The 18,101-nt window shown below is 40.6% G+C and carries 20 protein-coding genes; all 20 read left to right on the top strand.

The window, feature by feature from the left end; translation table 11 throughout:
• Positions 1-15: 15 nt before the first annotated feature.
• The 20 genes from rpsP (at position 16) to codY (ending at position 18,018) form a co-directional block, all read left to right on the top strand.
• The gene (gene rpsP / locus AC1Q59_RS07350) at positions 16-288 is read left to right on the top strand and encodes a 30S ribosomal protein S16 (protein ID WP_492365143.1); all 273 of its coding nucleotides are present in this window, start codon (positions 16-18) and stop codon (positions 286-288) included.
• Positions 289-300: 12 nt separating this feature from the next.
• Positions 301-531: a KH domain-containing protein gene (locus AC1Q59_RS07345; RefSeq protein ID WP_492365142.1), complete on the top strand. Its 231-nt coding sequence runs from the start codon at positions 301-303 to the stop codon at positions 529-531.
• 141 nt (positions 532-672) lie between these two features.
• Entirely contained in the window at positions 673-1,059 is a 387-nt protein-coding gene (locus AC1Q59_RS07340) for a YlqD family protein (protein WP_492365141.1), read from the top strand.
• A 14-nt stretch (positions 1,060-1,073) separates the two neighbouring features.
• Positions 1,074-1,592, top strand: a complete 519-nt coding sequence (rimM, locus tag AC1Q59_RS07335) for a ribosome maturation factor RimM (RefSeq protein WP_492365140.1) — start codon at positions 1,074-1,076, stop codon at positions 1,590-1,592.
• Positions 1,592-2,329, top strand: a complete 738-nt coding sequence (gene trmD, locus AC1Q59_RS07330; protein WP_492365368.1) for a tRNA (guanosine(37)-N1)-methyltransferase TrmD — start codon at positions 1,592-1,594, stop codon at positions 2,327-2,329. The genes rimM and trmD overlap by 1 nt, the downstream gene beginning before the upstream one ends.
• A gap of 140 nt (positions 2,330-2,469) precedes the next feature.
• The gene (rplS, locus tag AC1Q59_RS07325; protein WP_492365139.1) at positions 2,470-2,814 is read left to right on the top strand and encodes a 50S ribosomal protein L19; all 345 of its coding nucleotides are present in this window, start codon (positions 2,470-2,472) and stop codon (positions 2,812-2,814) included.
• A 316-nt stretch (positions 2,815-3,130) separates the two neighbouring features.
• Complete coding sequence (lepB, locus tag AC1Q59_RS07320; RefSeq protein ID WP_492365138.1) at positions 3,131-3,685, top strand: signal peptidase I; 555 nt, start codon at positions 3,131-3,133, stop codon at positions 3,683-3,685.
• A gap of 20 nt (positions 3,686-3,705) precedes the next feature.
• On the top strand, positions 3,706-4,569 hold the full coding sequence (gene ylqF / locus AC1Q59_RS07315) for a ribosome biogenesis GTPase YlqF (RefSeq protein WP_492365137.1): 864 nt from the start codon (positions 3,706-3,708) through the stop codon (positions 4,567-4,569).
• Between the two features lie 89 nt (positions 4,570-4,658).
• Positions 4,659-5,429: a ribonuclease HII gene (rnhB, locus tag AC1Q59_RS07310; RefSeq protein WP_492365136.1), complete on the top strand. Its 771-nt coding sequence runs from the start codon at positions 4,659-4,661 to the stop codon at positions 5,427-5,429.
• A gap of 73 nt (positions 5,430-5,502) precedes the next feature.
• Entirely contained in the window at positions 5,503-6,786 is a 1,284-nt protein-coding gene (locus AC1Q59_RS07305) for a TP0910 N-terminal domain-containing protein (RefSeq protein WP_492365135.1), read from the top strand.
• The gene (locus tag AC1Q59_RS07300; protein WP_492365134.1) at positions 6,783-7,067 is read left to right on the top strand and encodes an EscU/YscU/HrcU family type III secretion system export apparatus switch protein; all 285 of its coding nucleotides are present in this window, start codon (positions 6,783-6,785) and stop codon (positions 7,065-7,067) included. The genes AC1Q59_RS07305 and AC1Q59_RS07300 overlap by 4 nt, the downstream gene beginning before the upstream one ends.
• 164 nt (positions 7,068-7,231) lie before the next feature.
• Positions 7,232-8,392: an ADP-forming succinate--CoA ligase subunit beta gene (gene sucC / locus AC1Q59_RS07295; RefSeq protein ID WP_492365133.1), complete on the top strand. Its 1,161-nt coding sequence runs from the start codon at positions 7,232-7,234 to the stop codon at positions 8,390-8,392.
• A 20-nt stretch (positions 8,393-8,412) separates the two neighbouring features.
• Entirely contained in the window at positions 8,413-9,315 is a 903-nt protein-coding gene (gene sucD / locus AC1Q59_RS07290; protein WP_492365132.1) for a succinate--CoA ligase subunit alpha, read from the top strand.
• 80 nt (positions 9,316-9,395) lie between these two features.
• On the top strand, positions 9,396-10,268 hold the full coding sequence (gene dprA, locus AC1Q59_RS07285; protein ID WP_492365131.1) for a DNA-processing protein DprA: 873 nt from the start codon (positions 9,396-9,398) through the stop codon (positions 10,266-10,268).
• A gap of 306 nt (positions 10,269-10,574) precedes the next feature.
• Entirely contained in the window at positions 10,575-12,650 is a 2,076-nt protein-coding gene (gene topA / locus AC1Q59_RS07280) for a type I DNA topoisomerase (protein WP_492365130.1), read from the top strand.
• Between the two features lie 186 nt (positions 12,651-12,836).
• Positions 12,837-14,150: an FADH(2)-oxidizing methylenetetrahydrofolate--tRNA-(uracil(54)-C(5))-methyltransferase TrmFO gene (trmFO, locus tag AC1Q59_RS07275; protein WP_492365129.1), complete on the top strand. Its 1,314-nt coding sequence runs from the start codon at positions 12,837-12,839 to the stop codon at positions 14,148-14,150.
• Positions 14,151-14,207: 57 nt separating this feature from the next.
• Positions 14,208-15,113, top strand: a complete 906-nt coding sequence (gene xerC / locus AC1Q59_RS07270; protein WP_492365128.1) for a tyrosine recombinase XerC — start codon at positions 14,208-14,210, stop codon at positions 15,111-15,113.
• A 59-nt stretch (positions 15,114-15,172) separates the two neighbouring features.
• Positions 15,173-15,715 carry an ATP-dependent protease subunit HslV gene (gene hslV, locus AC1Q59_RS07265; protein WP_492365127.1) on the top strand — a complete coding sequence of 181 codons (543 nt, stop codon included), beginning with the start codon at positions 15,173-15,175 and terminating at the stop codon, positions 15,713-15,715.
• Positions 15,716-15,733: 18 nt separating this feature from the next.
• On the top strand, positions 15,734-17,140 hold the full coding sequence (gene hslU / locus AC1Q59_RS07260; protein WP_492365367.1) for an ATP-dependent protease ATPase subunit HslU: 1,407 nt from the start codon (positions 15,734-15,736) through the stop codon (positions 17,138-17,140).
• Between the two features lie 98 nt (positions 17,141-17,238).
• Positions 17,239-18,018: a GTP-sensing pleiotropic transcriptional regulator CodY gene (codY, locus tag AC1Q59_RS07255; RefSeq protein ID WP_492365126.1), complete on the top strand. Its 780-nt coding sequence runs from the start codon at positions 17,239-17,241 to the stop codon at positions 18,016-18,018.
• Positions 18,019-18,101: the final 83 nt, after the last annotated feature.

The raw sequence follows: 18,101 nt of genomic DNA, 5'->3' as shown, positions 1-18,101 counted from the left end.
GAGGTGCTTTTAATTATGGCAGTAAAAATTCGTTTAAAGCGTATGGGAGCTAAGAAATCTCCTTTCTATCGTATTGTAGTAGCTGACTCACGTTCTCCTCGTGATGGACGTTTCATTGAAACAGTTGGAACTTACAACCCAGTTGCAGAACCAGCTATCGTTGACATTAACGAAGAGCTAGCTCTTAAATGGCTTTCTGATGGTGCAAAACCATCTGATACAGTTCGTAACATTTTCTCTAAACAAGGCATCATGGAAAAATTCCATAATGTAAAAAACGGCAAGTAATCTTATAATAAGATGAAAGAGCTTATCGAAACGATTGTTAAGCCCCTTGTAGATTTTCCTGAAGAGGTTCAGGTAACTGTCCAGGAAGAGGAAAACCGAGTGACCTATCAGCTTTCTGTCAACAAAAATGACATGGGCAAGGTCATCGGCAAACAAGGGCGCGTTGCGAAGGCCATACGGACTGTAGTATACGCAGCAGGATCATCACAGCATAAGAAAATCTTCTTAGAAATTTGTGAGTGATGTAAAATAAGTACACATTCATCTTAGTCATACAAAAAGGAGGGGAAGAGTTCCCCTCCTTTTTTCAAATTCTCTTTGTTAATGAGCCTTGTTGACTTTATTATTTAGTTGGAGTGGAAACCGACGGCTAGGAGGATGCGGATGAAAATATTGCAGAATGTAATTGTAAAGCAAGTATTGACTGAAAAAAGCAAAAATGAACTCCTTGGGAATTATGAAGCAAAAAAGCTGCAGCTTCAAAAAGAAAGTGATCAGCTCAAATTTGAAATGAAAAAGCTAGAAAAAACGAAAAAGATCCCTTCTCTCAGTTTAAAAAAACATTTTGAAAAAGAAATCCAGGCAAGAAAAGAAAAAATCAAGCTTCTGGATTTCCAAATGGAACAATTACATATGCTCCCGCTAGGAAGCGAACTAAAAGAAAAAGAAATTAAAGCCATTATTGAAATAAACGAAGGCGACCGGTGGGAAGATATTCAAAGCGAGAAAACCATTATTATTAAAGACGGAATTGTCGATGAAATTCGCTAGAGGTGAACATCCAGATGGAAAAATGGTTTAATGTAGGAAAAATCGTAAACACTCACGGGATTAAAGGTGAGGTAAGAGTAGTATCAAAGACGGACTTTCCAGACGAACGCTATAAAAAGGGCAATAAGCTGACGTTGTTTTACCCTGATTCAAATGAATCCCAGGAACTTACCGTGAAATCCCATCGCACACATAAATCGTTTGATTTATTAACCTTTGAAGGATACGAAAACATAAACACCGTAGAGAAGATGAAAGGCGGTCTTTTGAAAATTACAGAGGATCAGCTTGGTCAGCTGGAAGAGGATGAATTTTACTATCATGAAATCATCGGCTGTACGGTAAAGACGCTTAATGGAGAAGAAGTAGGGAAAATTAAAGAAATTCTTTCTCCAGGAGCAAATGATGTGTGGGTGATCAAAGGGGAAAAGGGAAAAGAAATTCTTATTCCTTATATTGAGGATGTTGTGAAAGAAGTAAACGTAAAAGAAAAGCTAGTTCTCATCGATCCGATGGAAGGGCTGCTTTCATGATGAAGATTGATGTGCTTACCCTCTTTCCTGAAATGTTTTCCGGTGTTTTCGGACATTCGATATTAAAAAAAGCTGCTGATGCAAATGCGGCAGTCTACAATGTTGTTAATTTCAGGGATTACTCGGATAACAAGCATCAGACCGTTGATGATTACCCATATGGCGGCGGGGCAGGAATGGTGCTAAAGCCGCAGCCGATCTTTGATGCAGTCGCTGACCTAAAGGAAAAGGCGGAATCAACTCCGCGGGTGATCCTTCTTTGTCCACAGGGGGAGACGTATACGCAAAAAAAAGCGGAAGAACTGGCGAATGAAGATCACTTAATTTTTATTTGCGGACATTATGAAGGCTATGATGAACGGATACGCGAGCATGTTGTTACAGATGAAATATCCATTGGCGACTTTGTTTTAACGGGCGGGGAGCTAGGGGCCATGGTGATTATTGATAGTGTTGTCAGACTGCTCCCTGACGTTCTTGGAAATGAAGAGTCTCACCGCAAAGATTCATTTAGTACAGGCCTTTTAGAACATCCGCATTATACCCGTCCTGCTGATTTTAGGGGAATGAGGGTGCCTGATGTTCTAATGTCAGGCAATCACCGCTTGATTGATGAATGGCGTGAAAAGGAATCATTAAGGCGCACGCTAGTAAGAAGGCCGGATCTGCTTGACTCTATGGAGTTGACGGATTCCCAGAAAAAATGGCTGGACGAACTAAAAAAAGAGCTAAAATAGCATTGAAGTAATAATTTAATTATGTTAAAATACATTTTGTGACTTGAACTAAGAACTTAGTTTGATGTCTGATAAAGATGTTCCGCTGCAATGATAAGAAATGTTTATGCAAGAGCATCTGCTGGAAGGAGTTGAAAACGATGCATAAATTAATCGAAGAAATCACAAAAGAACAGCTTCGTGCTGACCTTCCTGCGTTCCGTCCTGGTGATACTGTCCGTGTACACGTAAGTATTGTCGAGGGTACTCGTGAGCGTATCCAGGTGTATGAAGGAGTTGTGATTAAGCGTCGTGGTGGTGGAATCAGCGAAACTTTCACAGTTCGTAAGATTTCTTATGGTGTAGGCGTAGAGCGTACATTCCCTGTACACACACCAAAGATTGCGAAGCTTGAAGTTATTCGCCGCGGTAAAGTACGCCGTGCGAAGCTTTACTACTTGCGTAACCTTCGCGGTAAAAAAGCTCGTATTAAAGAACTTCGTTAATAAAGAAAAAAGAGTAAGCAAAAAAGGAGCTTGGTTATCAAGCTCCTTTTTCTTAGCAATTAAATAAGATTATTTGGAACAAAACTAGTTGATTTTACATATTAGTTGATTGGAGTGGAAGGCACGTAGACTCCTGGGGGATCAGCGTTGAAGTGAGACGTGAGCAGGAATGAAGAGACGAGGAGGCTCACAAAATGCCCCCCCCAAAGCGAAGTGCCTGGAACGCAAAATCAACGGCCAATGTCAAAAGGTTAAATAATATTTTTAGAAATACCTTATAATATAACAAGGATATAGAAGTATTGGGGGGAAGTATATGGCGAAAAAGAAGAAAAATGAACTATTTGAATGGACAAAGGCACTCATTATAGCCGTTTTATTAGCTGCAGTTATCAGATATTTCCTTTTTGCTCCCATTGTGGTAGATGGTTTATCCATGATGCCGACCCTTCATGACCAGGATCGGATGATTGTAAATAAATTAAGCTACAAGCTTGGTAAACCAGACCGCTTTGATATCATTGTTTTTCACGCCCCAGAAAATAAAGATTACATAAAAAGAGTGATCGGCTTGCCGGGAGATACAATCGAATATAAGGATGATGTCTTATATGTGAACGGCAAAGCCTATGAAGAGCCATACCTGGATGAATACAAACAAAGAGTGATTGATGGACCATTAACAGAACCATTTACACTCAAAGAAAAAATCGGCCGTGATACGGTTCCTGAAGGCCATCTTTTTGTTATGGGCGATAATCGCCGCTACAGCAAAGACAGCAGGCATATCGGAACAGTGCCAATGGAAAAAGTTTTGGGCAACACGGGTGTCATTTACTGGCCGATTGAAGATATGCGAATCGTTAAGTAAGCAAGCTAGGAGGTGCACCATTGACGATCCAGTGGTTTCCGGGCCATATGGCTAAAGCCCGCAGACAGGTAACAGAGAAACTAAAACTAGTTGATATCGTATATGAGCTTGTGGATGCAAGAATTCCCTTCTCTTCCAGAAATCCGATGATTGATGAGATTATCCAGCATAAGCCAAGGCTGCTTTTATTAAATAAAGCTGACATGGCAGATAGAGAGATGACAAAACAATGGATCAGCTATTTTCAAGATCAGGGGATTAGAGCTATTTCCATTAACTCGCAGGCAGGAGAAGGAATGAAGAATATTGTCTCTGCTTCTCAGGATGTACTAAGAGAAAAGTTTGATCGTATGAGAGCTAAAGGGGTAAAGCCTAGAGCTATCCGTGCTATGATCGTTGGCATCCCAAACGCGGGTAAATCAACCCTTATCAATAGACTGGCGAAAAAGAATATTGCCAAAACGGGAAATACCCCTGGGGTTACAAAAGCCCAGCAGTGGATAAAGGTAGGTAAGGAGCTGGAGCTTCTTGATACACCTGGAATCCTCTGGCCGAAGTTTGAGGATCAGGAGGTCGGCTTAAAGCTTGCCTTGACAGGTGCGATTAAGGATACCATCTTAAATCTCCAGGATGTCGCGGTCTACGCATTAAAATTTCTTGAAAAAGAATACCCAGGAAGACTAAAAGAGCGTTATAATTTAGAAGAGATTCCAGAAGACATTGTTGATTTATTTGATGCGATTGGAAAATTGCGCGGATGTTTAATGGGCGGCGGAGAAATTGATTATGATAAAGTAACAGATCTTGTCATAAGAGATCTTCGCTCCGAAAAGTTTGGACCTATTACATTGGACAGCCCTGCTATACTATTATCTGAACAATGATAACGCATCTGCGTTTGACTATTAACACAGTGCCTTCTTCCAAAGAAGGCATTTATTTATTTTAGCAAGCACAAAAGGGGAAAAACTGCATGGAAAAGCTTAAGATTCGTGAGATCGAGGAAATGCTGTTCAATGATAGCCAAACAGACACAAGCTTCATTGATTTATTAAAAAATGATGAACGCAAAGGTGTTCAGCAGCTTTTAAAAAAATGGCATAATCAGAAAATAGCCGAAAAGAATACATACGAAAAATTTATCGAAATGTCCAATTATGAAAAAAAATATTGGACACAGGGGTACCAGCATATTGCCGGGATAGATGAAGCAGGCCGCGGCCCGCTGGCGGGTCCTGTTGTTGCTGCTGCTGTCATTTTGCCCCCTGACTTTTATCTCCCAGGGCTTGATGATTCAAAAAAGCTTACCGAAAACAAGAGAGAGCAATATTTTGCGGCAATTCAGACTGAGGCACTAGATGTTGGTGTTGGCATTATTCAGGCTGAGGAAATTGACACAATCAATATATTTGAAGCAGCTAAAAAAGCGATGTTGACTGCGCTGGTGGGGTTAACGATCAAACCTGACTTTTTGCTGATCGATGCATTAAAACTAAATGCTCCATACCCGCAGGAATCAATCATAAAAGGGGACAGCAAAAGCATTTCCATCGCCGCAGCATCCATTATTGCCAAAGTAACCAGAGACCGGATCATGAAGCAAATCGGTGAAGAATATCCGCAATATGGATTTTCCCGGCATATGGGATATGGAACGAAAGAACACATGAAGGCTATTGAAGAATACGGCATCACATCATACCACAGAAAGAGCTTTGGACCGATTAAGGAAGCATTGGGCTAGGTGTGAACTACTTAATTCAAGAATTAGTATGGCATAAGAGGCTAGTGTACTTTTTTATAAGGCGGGTGAGTAGATGAATCCCATTAATATTGTCCAATCGCTCCTTTTGCAAAATTTGCAGACAGCTGAGAAGCCTGTTTCCTTTCGTCCGGGGCAAATCATCAGCGGGGAAGTGTTAAAGCTTTTTCCGAATCAATTTGCAGAGGTAAAGCTTGGCGGTCAAAGAGTGATTGCTCAATTAGAAACACCAATATCAGCCAATAACCGTTATTGGTTTCAGGTTCAGCCGGGTGAAGGGAAAATCCATTTAAAGGTTTTGCAGGGTGCAGATAAAATCGAACCGAAAGCTTCGGAGGAAAGTCTATTAAAGCAGTTTTCCCTGCCTGTCTCAAAAAAGAATATCCAGCTATTAAAATTTTTTATTAATGAACAGCTGCCCATCACAAAGGAAACACTGACAAAAGCTTCGCAATGGCTTACAGATCGCCCCTCACTAAAAGATGGGCTGCAGGCAATCAAAGTGATCCTATCGAAGGGTCTTCCATTCACACAAACTGTCTATGATGGGGTAAGCTCACTCTACAAAGATGAGCCGCTGCCAGTCCTGATGGAAAGATTGCAAGCCTTGCTCTCGGGAAAAGAAAATGGACCTGCAGCGTCAAAGGTAACCAGCATGCTCAACGACATTCATTCAGCTGAAAAACCCGCTAGCCAGCAGCCGGCTCAATATATGGCAGACCAATTAAAGAATCTTGTAAAAATAATCGGCTATTCCTATGAAAATGAAGTTATTCATGCTCTTCTAGGCCGTGATGAGACTCTAAACCCCGAGAAGACCCTTAAGGAGCAGGTGATCCGTCTTCTTCATGAGAACCCGCCTGAAGCCGTTAAAGAGGCAGCCGAAAAGGTGCTAAACAAAATTACTGGCCAGCAAGTGATTTCAAAAGAGGATGGTCCGATCCAGCAATTTGTCTGCCAGCTCCCCTTCACTCTTTTTGACCGTAAAACAAATGTCACGATGCAATGGAGCGGGAGAAGCAAAGCGGACGGCAGCATTGATTCGGACTACTGCCGAGTGCTTTTTTATTTAAGTCTGGATTTCCTAAAAGAGGTTATTGTCGATTTTCGTGTACAGAATAGGATGGTGACCATTCATATTGCAAATGACTTAGAAGGAGAAGCGCTCCCATTGTCTAGGCTGGCTGCTCCGTTTATGGATGAATTGAAGTCAGGGCTTGAGAAAATAAATTTCACTCTTCTATCAGTGAAGTTTACCAAACCTTTTGAAAAATCTAGTCAAAAAAGCATGCCCTCTATCATCCCAAACCAGTACAATAAGGTGGATGTTCGTGTATGAATAAGGATCTTAGACCAAAAAAAGAGGCGGTTGCCTTATCCTATGACCAAGCCCATTTAGATGCCCCGCGTGTTGCTGCAAAGGGAAAGGGACTGGTTGCCGATCATATTCTTGAAAAAGCAAAGGAAAATGGAATACCTATTCAAGAAGATGCATCTTTAGTTGAGCTTCTAGGGAAACTAAACATTAATGAGCAAATACCTGAAGACCTATATCAGGCGGTTGCTGAAGTTTTTGCTTTTATTTATAAGGCTGAAAAAGAGCTGGAAAGGAGAATGTAAATAAATAGGAGGAAGACTTATAAATACTAGATTATATTTCTTTTAATTTAAGAAAAATGCTAAAAGAGAGTCAATATTTGCTTTTTAAGGTGGACAAGGTATCTTTCATTTAATAAAATGAAAACGCAGTGTATTTTTGTAAAGAGTTTGATAGGAGGATGGAAATGAATATACATGAGTACCAAGGCAAAGAGGTCCTCAGACAATATGGGGTAGCCGTTCCTAACGGAAAAGTTGCTTTTACGGTTGAAGAAGCAGTAGAAGCTGCAAAAGAATTAGGTACACAAGTTTGTGTGGTAAAAGCACAAATTCATGCTGGTGGCCGCGGTAAAGCCGGCGGTGTTAAGGTAGCGAAAAACCTAGACGAAGTTCGTACATATGCAGAGGAAATCCTCGGGAAAACTCTTGTAACACACCAAACAGGTCCCGAAGGAAAAGAAGTTAAGCGCCTGCTAATTGAAGAAGGCTGCGATATCAAGAAAGAATACTATGTTGGTCTAGTATTAGACCGTGCGACTTCCCGTGTTGTGCTAATGGCTTCTGAAGAAGGCGGCACAGAAATTGAAGAAGTAGCTGCAAATACACCTGAAAAGATTTTCAAAGAAGAAATCGATCCTGTTGTTGGATTAACAGGTTTCCAAGCACGCAGAATTGCCTTTAACATCAATATTCCAAAAGAGCTTGTTAACAAAGCTGTTAAATTCATGATGGGCTTATATAATGCTTATATCGAAAAAGATTGCTCCATCGCTGAAATCAACCCTCTAGTAGTTACTGGCGACGGCAATGTTATGGCTTTGGACGCAAAATTAAACTTTGACTCTAATGCACTATACCGTCGTAAAGATATTTTAGAGTTCCGCGATTTAGAAGAAGAGGATCCAAAAGAAATCGAAGCCTCTAAATATGATTTAAGCTATGTTGCTTTAGACGGAAATATTGGCTGTATGGTTAACGGTGCAGGTCTTGCCATGTCTACAATGGACATCATTAAGCACTATGGCGGAGATCCGGCTAACTTCCTTGATGTTGGGGGCGGTGCCACTGCAGAGAAAGTAACAGAAGCATTTAAAATCATCCTTTCTGACAAAAACGTAAAAGGTATTTTCGTTAATATCTTTGGCGGAATAATGAAATGTGATGTTATTGCAACTGGTGTAGTTGAGGCTGCAAAGCAAGTTGGCTTAAGTGTGCCTTTAGTAGTTCGTCTGGAAGGTACAAATGTTGACTTAGGCAAGAAAATTCTTGCAGAGTCTGATGTTGAAATTATTGCAGCTGATTCTATGGCTGATGGTGCACAAAAAATCGTTTCATTAGTTGGGTAACAAAGAAAGGAGAAATAATCGTGAGTGTATTTGTAAATAAAGATACAAAAGTTATTGTACAGGGCATAACAGGTTCTACAGCCCTTTTCCATACAAAACAAATGCTTGAATATGGTACAAAAATTGTCGGCGGTGTCACACCTGGAAAAGGCGGCACTGAAGTTGAAGGCGTTCCTGTTTTTAATACAGTGAAAGAAGCTGTTGATGCAACAGGCGCTAATGCTTCTGTTATCTATGTACCTGCTCCATTTGCAGCAGATGCTATTTTAGAAGCTGTTGACGCTGAATTAGATCTAGCCATCTGTATTACAGAGCACATTCCTGTATTAGATATGGTTAAAGTGAAGCGCTACATGGAAGGCAAGAAGACTCGTCTTGTTGGACCAAACTGCCCAGGTGTCATCACAGCAGATGAATGTAAGATCGGCATCATGCCAGGCTATATTCATACAAAAGGCCACGTTGGTGTAGTATCTCGTTCTGGAACACTTACGTACGAAGCTGTACATCAATTAACACAGGCTGGAATCGGTCAGACAACAGCTGTCGGTATCGGCGGAGACCCGGTGAACGGAACAAACTTCGTTGATGTATTAAAAGCATTCAATGAAGATCCTGACACATACGCAGTCATCATGATTGGTGAAATTGGCGGAACAGCTGAAGAAGAAGCGGCTGAATGGGTGAAGGCAAATATGACTAAGCCTGTTGTCGGCTTCATTGGCGGACGCACAGCACCTCCTGGAAAGCGTATGGGCCATGCTGGCGCCATTATTTCAGGCGGCAAGGGTACAGCAGATGAAAAGATCCGCGTGATGAATGAGTGCGGCATTGAGGTTGCTGATACTCCTTCTGTCATGGGTGAAACATTAATTAAAGTTCTTAAAGAAAAAGGACTTTATGAAAAGTGTAAAACACACTAATTAAACATTTAAAAATGTCTGGTCCCCCTGTGCAAGGGGGACTATTTCGCATTTACTAAAAAATCAATTAGGAGGCTATTATGGATGAATTTAAATTAAAACTTATACAGTTAACATCCATTTCGGGTATAGGCTGGAAAACCATCTGCAAGATGCTAAATGAGGATCCTAATCTTAAAAACGTAAACTGCAGCACTCTGAAAGAACTAAGTTCTCCATTCGTAAAATCCCCGCAGGCAGTCAACCTCAAAGATACTCTTCATCCAGAATCCATATATGAGCAAATTCGCCAATACTCCCTCAACGGAATTAAAACCATAACTATTTTTGATAAGGAATACCCAGCTTTATTAAAAGAAACCTATCAGCCGCCGTGGGTCATTTATGCAAAAGGTGATTTATCTTTGCTGCAAAACAAGGAGCTGCTTGCTGTTGTAGGCTCAAGACAGCACAGTGATTATGGCGAAAATGCGATAAATTATCTATTTCCCCCACTCATTGAAAAGGGAATCGTGATTGTCAGCGGACTTGCAGCAGGTATTGATACGGCTGCACATCATGCAGCGATAAAGTGCGGCGGAAAAACAATTGGAGTAATAGCGGGGGGATTTTATCATATATATCCTCATACAAACAAAAATCTCGCCTGCGAGATGATGAAAAGTCATTTGCTGCTCTCTGAATATCCTCCTGATACAAAACCAACAAGGTGGCAATTTCCCATGAGAAACCGCATTATAAGCGGAATAAGCAAGGGAACTCTGATTGTTCAGGCGAAAAAGAAAAGCGGTTCCCTTATAACAGCAAATTTTGCTGTTCAAGAAGGAAGGGAAGTCTTTGCACTTCCTGGAAATATTTTCAGTCCGTATTCTTCAGGGACAAATGAATTAATCCAGCAGGGGGCCAAGCTTGTAAGCACACCGGAGGATATTTTGGAGGAATTTATTTATTAATGTACTTTTTTCTATGATTTACTGTATAATTTTAGAAACTATAATTTCTTCACTGCTTTACAGGGGAAAACTATATTTTTATATTATTTTTATCAAAAAGGTTGAAATTCCATGCAATCTGTTATACATTGTCCAACAGACGTTTCGAATTAAGAACTAAAAATATACCCTTTGAAAGCGCTTTATTACAGCGCGCAGAAAAAATAAATTTGACAAAGTTTAAAAGGATATACAATAATAGGGGATATTTCAATCATAAAAATTTTAATTGTTACTATAAATTAACCTCTTAAGGAGGATTATTATATGTCAGAGTTTTTAGTCATCGTTGAGTCGCCTGCAAAAGCAAAGACGATTGAGCGGTATTTAGGGAAAAAATATAAAGTTAAAGCCTCTATGGGCCATATCCGCGACTTGCCAAAAAGCCAAATGGGTATTGACGTAGAAAATAATTACGAACCAAAGTATATAACCATTCGCGGCAAAGGTCCTGTATTAAAAGAATTAAAAACAGCGGCAAAGAAAGCAAAAAAAATATATCTCGCGGCTGACCCCGATCGTGAAGGGGAGGCAATTGCCTGGCACCTCGCACACAGCCTGAATATGGATATTCATTCAGACTGCAGGGTTGTATTTAATGAAATTACAAAGGATGCCATCAAGGAATCATTTAAACATCCAAGACCAATTAACATGGATCTTGTTGACGCACAGCAGGCAAGAAGATTTTTGGACAGGTTAGTTGGTTACAATATTAGCCCGTTATTATGGAAGAAAGTCAAAAAGGGACTAAGTGCAGGACGGGTACAATCTGTTGCGGTTCGCCTGATTATCGATAGAGAAAAGGAAATCAAGGATTTTCAGCCTGAAGAATACTGGTCTATTGATGGGGAGTTTTTAAAGGGAAAGGATGCTTTCTCCGCATCCTTCTACGGAATCGGCTCGAAAAAGATGGAGCTGACATCTGAAAATGACGTTAAACAGGTGTTAAGTCAATTAAAGGGAAATACTTTCCAAGTATCTTCTGTGACAAAAAAAGAACGTAAGAGAAATCCAGCCGCTCCATTTACAACCTCTTCACTGCAGCAGGAGGCAGCAAGGAAATTAAATTTCCGTGCGAAAAAGACGATGATGCTTGCCCAGCAGTTGTATGAGGGGATTGATCTTGGAAAAGAAGGAACCGTGGGTCTAATTACTTACATGAGAACGGATTCCACCCGGATCTCTGAAGTTGCACAGGCTGAGGCAGCAGAATATATTGAAAAAACATATGGGAAAGAATATCTTTCTTCTGAAAAGAAAAAAGAAAAAAAGAAAGCAAATACTCAGGATGCCCACGAGGCCATCCGTCCGACAAGTATTTCGAAGGAACCAGCAAGCCTTAAGGAATATCTATCGAGAGACCAGCTGCGGCTTTACAGGCTTATATGGGAGCGGTTTACTGCCAGCCAAATGTCCCCGGCTGTCATGGATACCATGAGTGTTGACTTAGTCAATGGTGAGGTCATCTTTAAAGCTTCTGGGTCAAAGGTGAAATTCCCCGGCTTCATGAAGGTTTATGTCGAAGGAACCGATGATCTTGTTGAGGATAATGAAAAAATGCTTCCTGACTTGAAGGAAGGAGACGAATGTTTTAAAAAGGATATTGATCCAAAACAGCATTTCACTCAGCCGCCGCCAAGATATACAGAAGCACGGCTGGTGAAGACGCTTGAAGAGCTGGGAATCGGCCGTCCATCAACATTTGCTCCAACATTAGATACCATTCAGAAACGTGGATATGTTGCTTTAGACAATAAAAGATTTATCCCAACAGAGCTAGGAGAAATTATTACTGAGCTAATGCTAGAATTTTTCCCTGAAATTCTTGATGTTGAATTCACCGCCAAAATGGAAAAAGGACTTGACTATGTAGAAGAAGGTAAGATAAAGTGGGTTCAGGTCATCGATGAGTTTTATCAAGGATTTGAAAAGCAGCTCGAAAAGGCTGAAGAGGAAATGCAGGAAGTTGAAATCAAAGATGAGCCTGCAGGTGTTGACTGTGAACAGTGCGGAAGCCCAATGGTATTTAAAATGGGCCGGTATGGCAAGTTCATGGCATGCAGCAATTTCCCGGATTGCCGGAATACAAAGCCGATCGTCAAAGACATCGGGGTTAAATGTCCTAAGTGTAAAGAAGGAAATATAATAGAGAGAAAAAGTAAGAAGCGCCGAATTTTCTATGGCTGCGACCGTTATCCGGAATGTGATTTTATTTCCTGGGATAAGCCTTTGGCAAGAAGCTGTCCAAAATGTGAAAACCTTTTGGTCGAGAAAAAGCTTAAAAAAGGTGTACAGGTTCAGTGTATTGAGTGTGATTATAAGGAAGAAAAGCAAAGCTAGTAAGGGTGGGCGAAAAGCTCCCCTTCTTTTTTATGGGAGCTTGAAACTTTTCTTATTCTGTTTCGTATTGTACAATGCAATATGGTTGTTTATATTAGGGCAAATTAATAATGACGCTTTATAAACTCCCTTTTATTTGTTAACAATGCTACTAAATCAGTTTTACATAGTTGGAGGTAACGAAAAATGAATGAATCAGCCGTAAATGTTATCGGTGCCGGTCTGGCGGGAAGTGAAGCGGCCTGGCAGCTAGCGACAAGAGGCATCCATGTTCGGCTTTATGAGATGAGGCCGGTCAAGCAAACGCCTGCCCATCATACAGATAAATTTGCAGAGCTTGTCTGCAGCAACTCTTTGCGGGCTAACACCCTGACAAACGCAGTAGGTGTTCTGAAAGAAGAAATGAGAAAACTGAATTCTATTATTATTGATTCTGCTGATCGCAGTGCAGTACCCGCTGGAGGAGCGCTTGCTGTTGATCGTCATGATTTTGCCGGAAGAGTAACGGAAATGGTGAAACACCACCCAAATGTTACCGTCATTAATGAAGAAGTTACAGAAATTCCTGAAGGACCGACGATCATTGCCACAGGTCCTCTGACAAGCGAGTCGCTTTCAGCAAAACTGAAGGAGCTGTCAGGAGAAGATTATTTATACTTCTATGATGCTGCTGCACCAATCCTTGAAAAAGAATCTATTGATATGGATAAAGTTTACTTGAAATCCCGCTATGATAAAGGGGAAGCTGCCTATTTGAACTGCCCAATGACTGAAGAGGAATTTAATCGGTTTTATGATGCCCTGGTCAGTGCAGAAACAGCTCCGCTAAAAGAATTCGAAAAAGAAGTTTATTTCGAAGGATGTATGCCAATAGAAGTAATGGCAAGCAGAGGAAAAAAAACTATGCTTTTCGGTCCATTAAAGCCTGTAGGTTTAGAGGATCCGAAAACAGGGAAAAGGCCATTTGCGGTTGTCCAGCTTCGTCAGGATGATGCTGCCGGAACTTTATATAATATTGTTGGGTTCCAGACTCATCTAAAATGGGGGCCGCAAAAAGAAGTCATCCAATTAATTCCGGGCTTAGAGAACGCGGAAATAGTCCGCTACGGAGTTATGCACAGGAATACCTTTATTAATTCGCCGGTTGTATTGCTCCCAACCTACCAATTTAAACAGAGAAAAGATTTATTCTTCGCCGGCCAAATGACTGGTGTAGAAGGCTATGTTGAATCAGCTGCGAGCGGACTGATTGCCGGAATTAACGCCGCACGTCTGGTTAAGGGGGAAGAATTGCTTGAATTCCCGCATGAAACTGTAATCGGAAGCATGGCAAGATATATTACTTCAGCAAATCAAAAAAACTTCCAGCCGATGAATGCGAATTTCGGCCTTCTTCCTGACCTTCCTGAAAAGATTAGAGGCAAAAAAGAACGAAATGAGCAGCATGCAAACCGAGCATTGGAAACAATTCAGAACTTTATGAAAAGTAAGGCAATTTAATTGCAAGGGCTTCTAAAATATGTTAAGCTTTAGAAGCCCTTGTGAGGTGAAAAAATAATGAGTGAAATTGTGAACAATTCGTTAAAATTGTTTATTGAATATTTACAAATAGAGAAACATTATTCACAATATACAATTGGGCATTATGAGCACGATATTGAGGAGTTCTTCATGTTCATGACTGAACAATCCATTAATGGAATCAATGACGTCCAATATTCCGATGTCCGAATTTACTTAACCAAGCTATTTAACAATAAACTTGCAAGAAAATCAGTAGCACGAAAAATCTCTTGCCTGCGCAGCTTTTTTAAATTTTTGGTCAGAGAAAATATCGTAAAAGAAAATCCTTTTGCACTAGCATCGATTCCAAAAACAGAAAAAAAGCTTCCGGAGTTCTTTTATGAAGAGGAAATGCAGCAGCTTTTTGCAGCCTGTGAGTCCGAGACGGCTCTAGGCCAAAGAAATAAAGCAATATTAGAGCTTCTGTATGCCACTGGAATGCGGGTTGGCGAGTGCAGTCAAATCAGGCTGAAGGATCTTGATTTTCACCTTGGAACTGTTCTGGTTCACGGCAAAGGAAATAAAGAACGCTATATTCCATTTGGAAGTTTTGCCAGTGATGCATTACAGTATTACATACAAAATGGCAGGAATTGGCTGCTTGAAAAAAACTCTGCATCAAATGACATTTTATTTTTAAATGCCAGGGGCGGAGGGCTGACTTCAAGGGGAATTAGACTAATCCTTAATAAAATCATTGACCAGTCTGCGCTATCGGGGAAGATCCACCCCCATATGCTTAGACATTCATTTGCAACGCATCTGTTAGCGAATGGGGCAGATATGAGAACAGTTCAGGAGCTTTTGGGGCATGCTTTTTTGTCCTCGACCCAAGTATATACACACGTAACAAATGAATATTTGCGAAAAACATATATGTCAGCTCACCCAAGGGCATAATTGACAAAAATGACGGTTTACGTGCAGGTATCCCTGCAACAGTATAAGGAGGATTAAACATGTCTCAATTCCATGCAACAACTATTTTTGCTATCCAGCATAATGGTAAATCCGCAATGGCCGGTGACGGACAGGTAACCTTTGGGAATGCAGTAGTGATGAAGCACACAGCCAAGAAGGTCCGGAAACTGTTTAATGGAAAGGTAATAGCTGGATTTGCCGGTTCTGTTGCTGATGCATTTACGCTATTTGAAATGTTTGAAGGGAAGCTGGAAGAGTATAATGGGAATTTGCAGCGTGCTGCTGTGGAGCTTGCAAAACAATGGCGAAGCGACAAGATTCTTAGAAAACTTGAAGCAATGCTAATTGTTATGAATGAAGAAGGTCTGCTTTTGATATCAGGAACTGGTGAGGTTATCGAACCTGATGATGGGATTTTGGCTATAGGCTCAGGAGGAAACTATGCTTTAGCTGCAGGAAGATCCCTTAAAAGGTACGCAGGGGAGCATCTATCTGCCAAAGAAATTGCAAAAGCCTCCCTTGAAATGGCAGCTGAAATTTGTGTGTATACTAATCACAATATTATCGTGGAAGAACTTTAAGGGAAGGTGAGCGATATGATGGCTAAAGGAACAAACTTAACTCCCAGGCAAATTGTAGAAAAGCTGGATCAATTTATTATTGGGCAGAAAGATGCCAAAAAAGCGGTAGCTGTTGCTTTGCGAAACCGTTATCGCCGCGGGCTGCTTAATGAGGAATTAAGAGATGAAGTCAGTCCAAAGAATATCCTGATGATCGGGCCTACAGGCGTAGGTAAAACCGAAATTGCACGCCGTATGGCAAAGCTTGTCGGAGCGCCATTTGTTAAAGTAGAGGCAACCAAATTTACCGAAGTTGGCTATGTTGGCCGTGATGTGGAGTCAATGGTTAGAGATCTTGTCGAAACATCAGTCCGATTGGTCAAAGAGGAAAAAATGGTAAAGGTAAAGGGCAGAGCAGAGGAAAGTGCTAACCGGATCATTGTTGAAATGCTTGTGCCTGCAAATAAGAAATCTATGAATTACAAAAACCCGCTTGAAATGTTATTTGGCGGCATGAACAATCAGACAGAACAGGAACCTTCTGTATCAGATGATTTAAACCTTCAAGAGAAGCGTAAGATAGTGAGTGAAAAGCTTGCTCTTGGCGAGCTGGAAAATGAATATATCACAGTTGAGCTTGAAGAACAGCAGCCTTCTCTTTTTGATATGCTTCAGGGCTCTGGAATGGAGCATATGGGCATGAATATGCAGGATGCTCTTAGCGGCCTTATGCCAAAGCGTAAGAAAAAAAGAAAGCTTACAGTCAAAGAAGCAAGAAAGGTCTTAACGAATGAGGAAGCGCAAAAGTTAATCGATATGGATGAGGTTACCTCGGAAGCAGTAAACCGTGCGGAACAAAACGGGATTATCTTTATTGATGAAATTGATAAAATTGCCAGTAAAAACAGCGGCGGTTCAACAGCTGATGTTTCTCGTGAAGGCGTTCAAAGAGACATTCTTCCAGTTGTTGAAGGTTCAACAATTGTTACGAAGTATGGCACAGTGAAAACAGACCATATCCTATTCATTGCTGCTGGCGCTTTCCACATGGCGAAGCCGTCAGACTTAATCCCTGAATTGCAAGGCCGTTTTCCAATCAGGGTTGAATTAACAAAGCTGACTGTTGAGGATTTTGTCAACATTTTAGTAGAGCCGGATAATGCGCTTATTAAACAATATCAAGCATTATTGGAAACAGAAGGTATACAAATTGAATTTTCTGACGATGCTATTCGTAGGATTGCTGAATTTGCCTATGAAGTAAACCAAAACACTGATAATATTGGGGCGCGCCGTCTTCACACCATTTTGGAAAAGATGCTTGAGGACCTTTCCTTTGAAGCACCTGAAATCACAATGGATAAAATCACTATTACTCCACAATATGTTGAAGACAAATTAGGAGCAATATCTCGCAACAAGGATTTAAGCCAGTTTATTTTGTAAAAAATATGTACTAACGATTTAACCATGAGGATAAGATTCAGACTGCTAAAGAAATTTTAGATGACAAAGCTAGTTGGAAGCTATTAGGAGGAAGAACAATGGATTTATTATCAAAAACAAGAAAAATTAATGCAATGCTGCAAAGAGCAGCGGGCAGACCGGTTAATTTTAAAGAAATGGCCGAAACATTAAGCGATGTTATTGCTGCTAATACATTTGTAGTCAGCCGCCGCGGAAAATTATTAGGATTTGCAGTGAATCAGCAAATTGAAAATGACCGTATGAAGCAAATGCTTGCTGATCGCCAGTTCCCTGAGGAATACACAAATAATCTTTTTAACATTCAAGAAACCTCATCAAATCTTGATATTAACAGTGAACATTCAGCATTTCCTGCTGAAAATAAGGAATTATTCAGCTCTGGTTTGACAACGATTGTACCGATTAATGGCGGTGGAGAACGTCTAGGAACATTAATTCTTGCAAGATTGCAGGACCAATTCCATGATGACGATCTTATTCTTGCTGAATATGGTGCAACAGTTGTTGGAATGGAAATTCTTCGCGAAAAAGCTGAAGAAATTGAAGAGGAAGCACGCAGTAAAGCTGTTGTGCAGATGGCAATCAGCTCACTATCATATAGTGAACTTGAAGCGATCGAGCACATTTTTGAAGAATTAAATGGCCATGAAGGCTTGCTTGTTGCTTCAAAAATTGCGGATAGAGTGGGAATTACCCGTTCAGTCATCGTTAACGCTTTAAGAAAACTTGAGAGCGCTGGTGTTATTGAATCAAGATCCTTAGGGATGAAGGGTACCTACATTAAAGTATTAAACGATAAGTTCCTAGTTGAGTTAGAAAAGTTAAAATCAAATTAAGATAGGTAAGAACAAAAAACCGCCCGTTTTCGACAAACGGGCGGTTTTTTTTGTTCATCAATTTGTAAGTTATTGAACAAATA

Source organism: Cytobacillus sp. MT66 (assembly GCF_058792595.1).
This window is presented reverse-complemented; position numbering and strand designations above follow the sequence as displayed.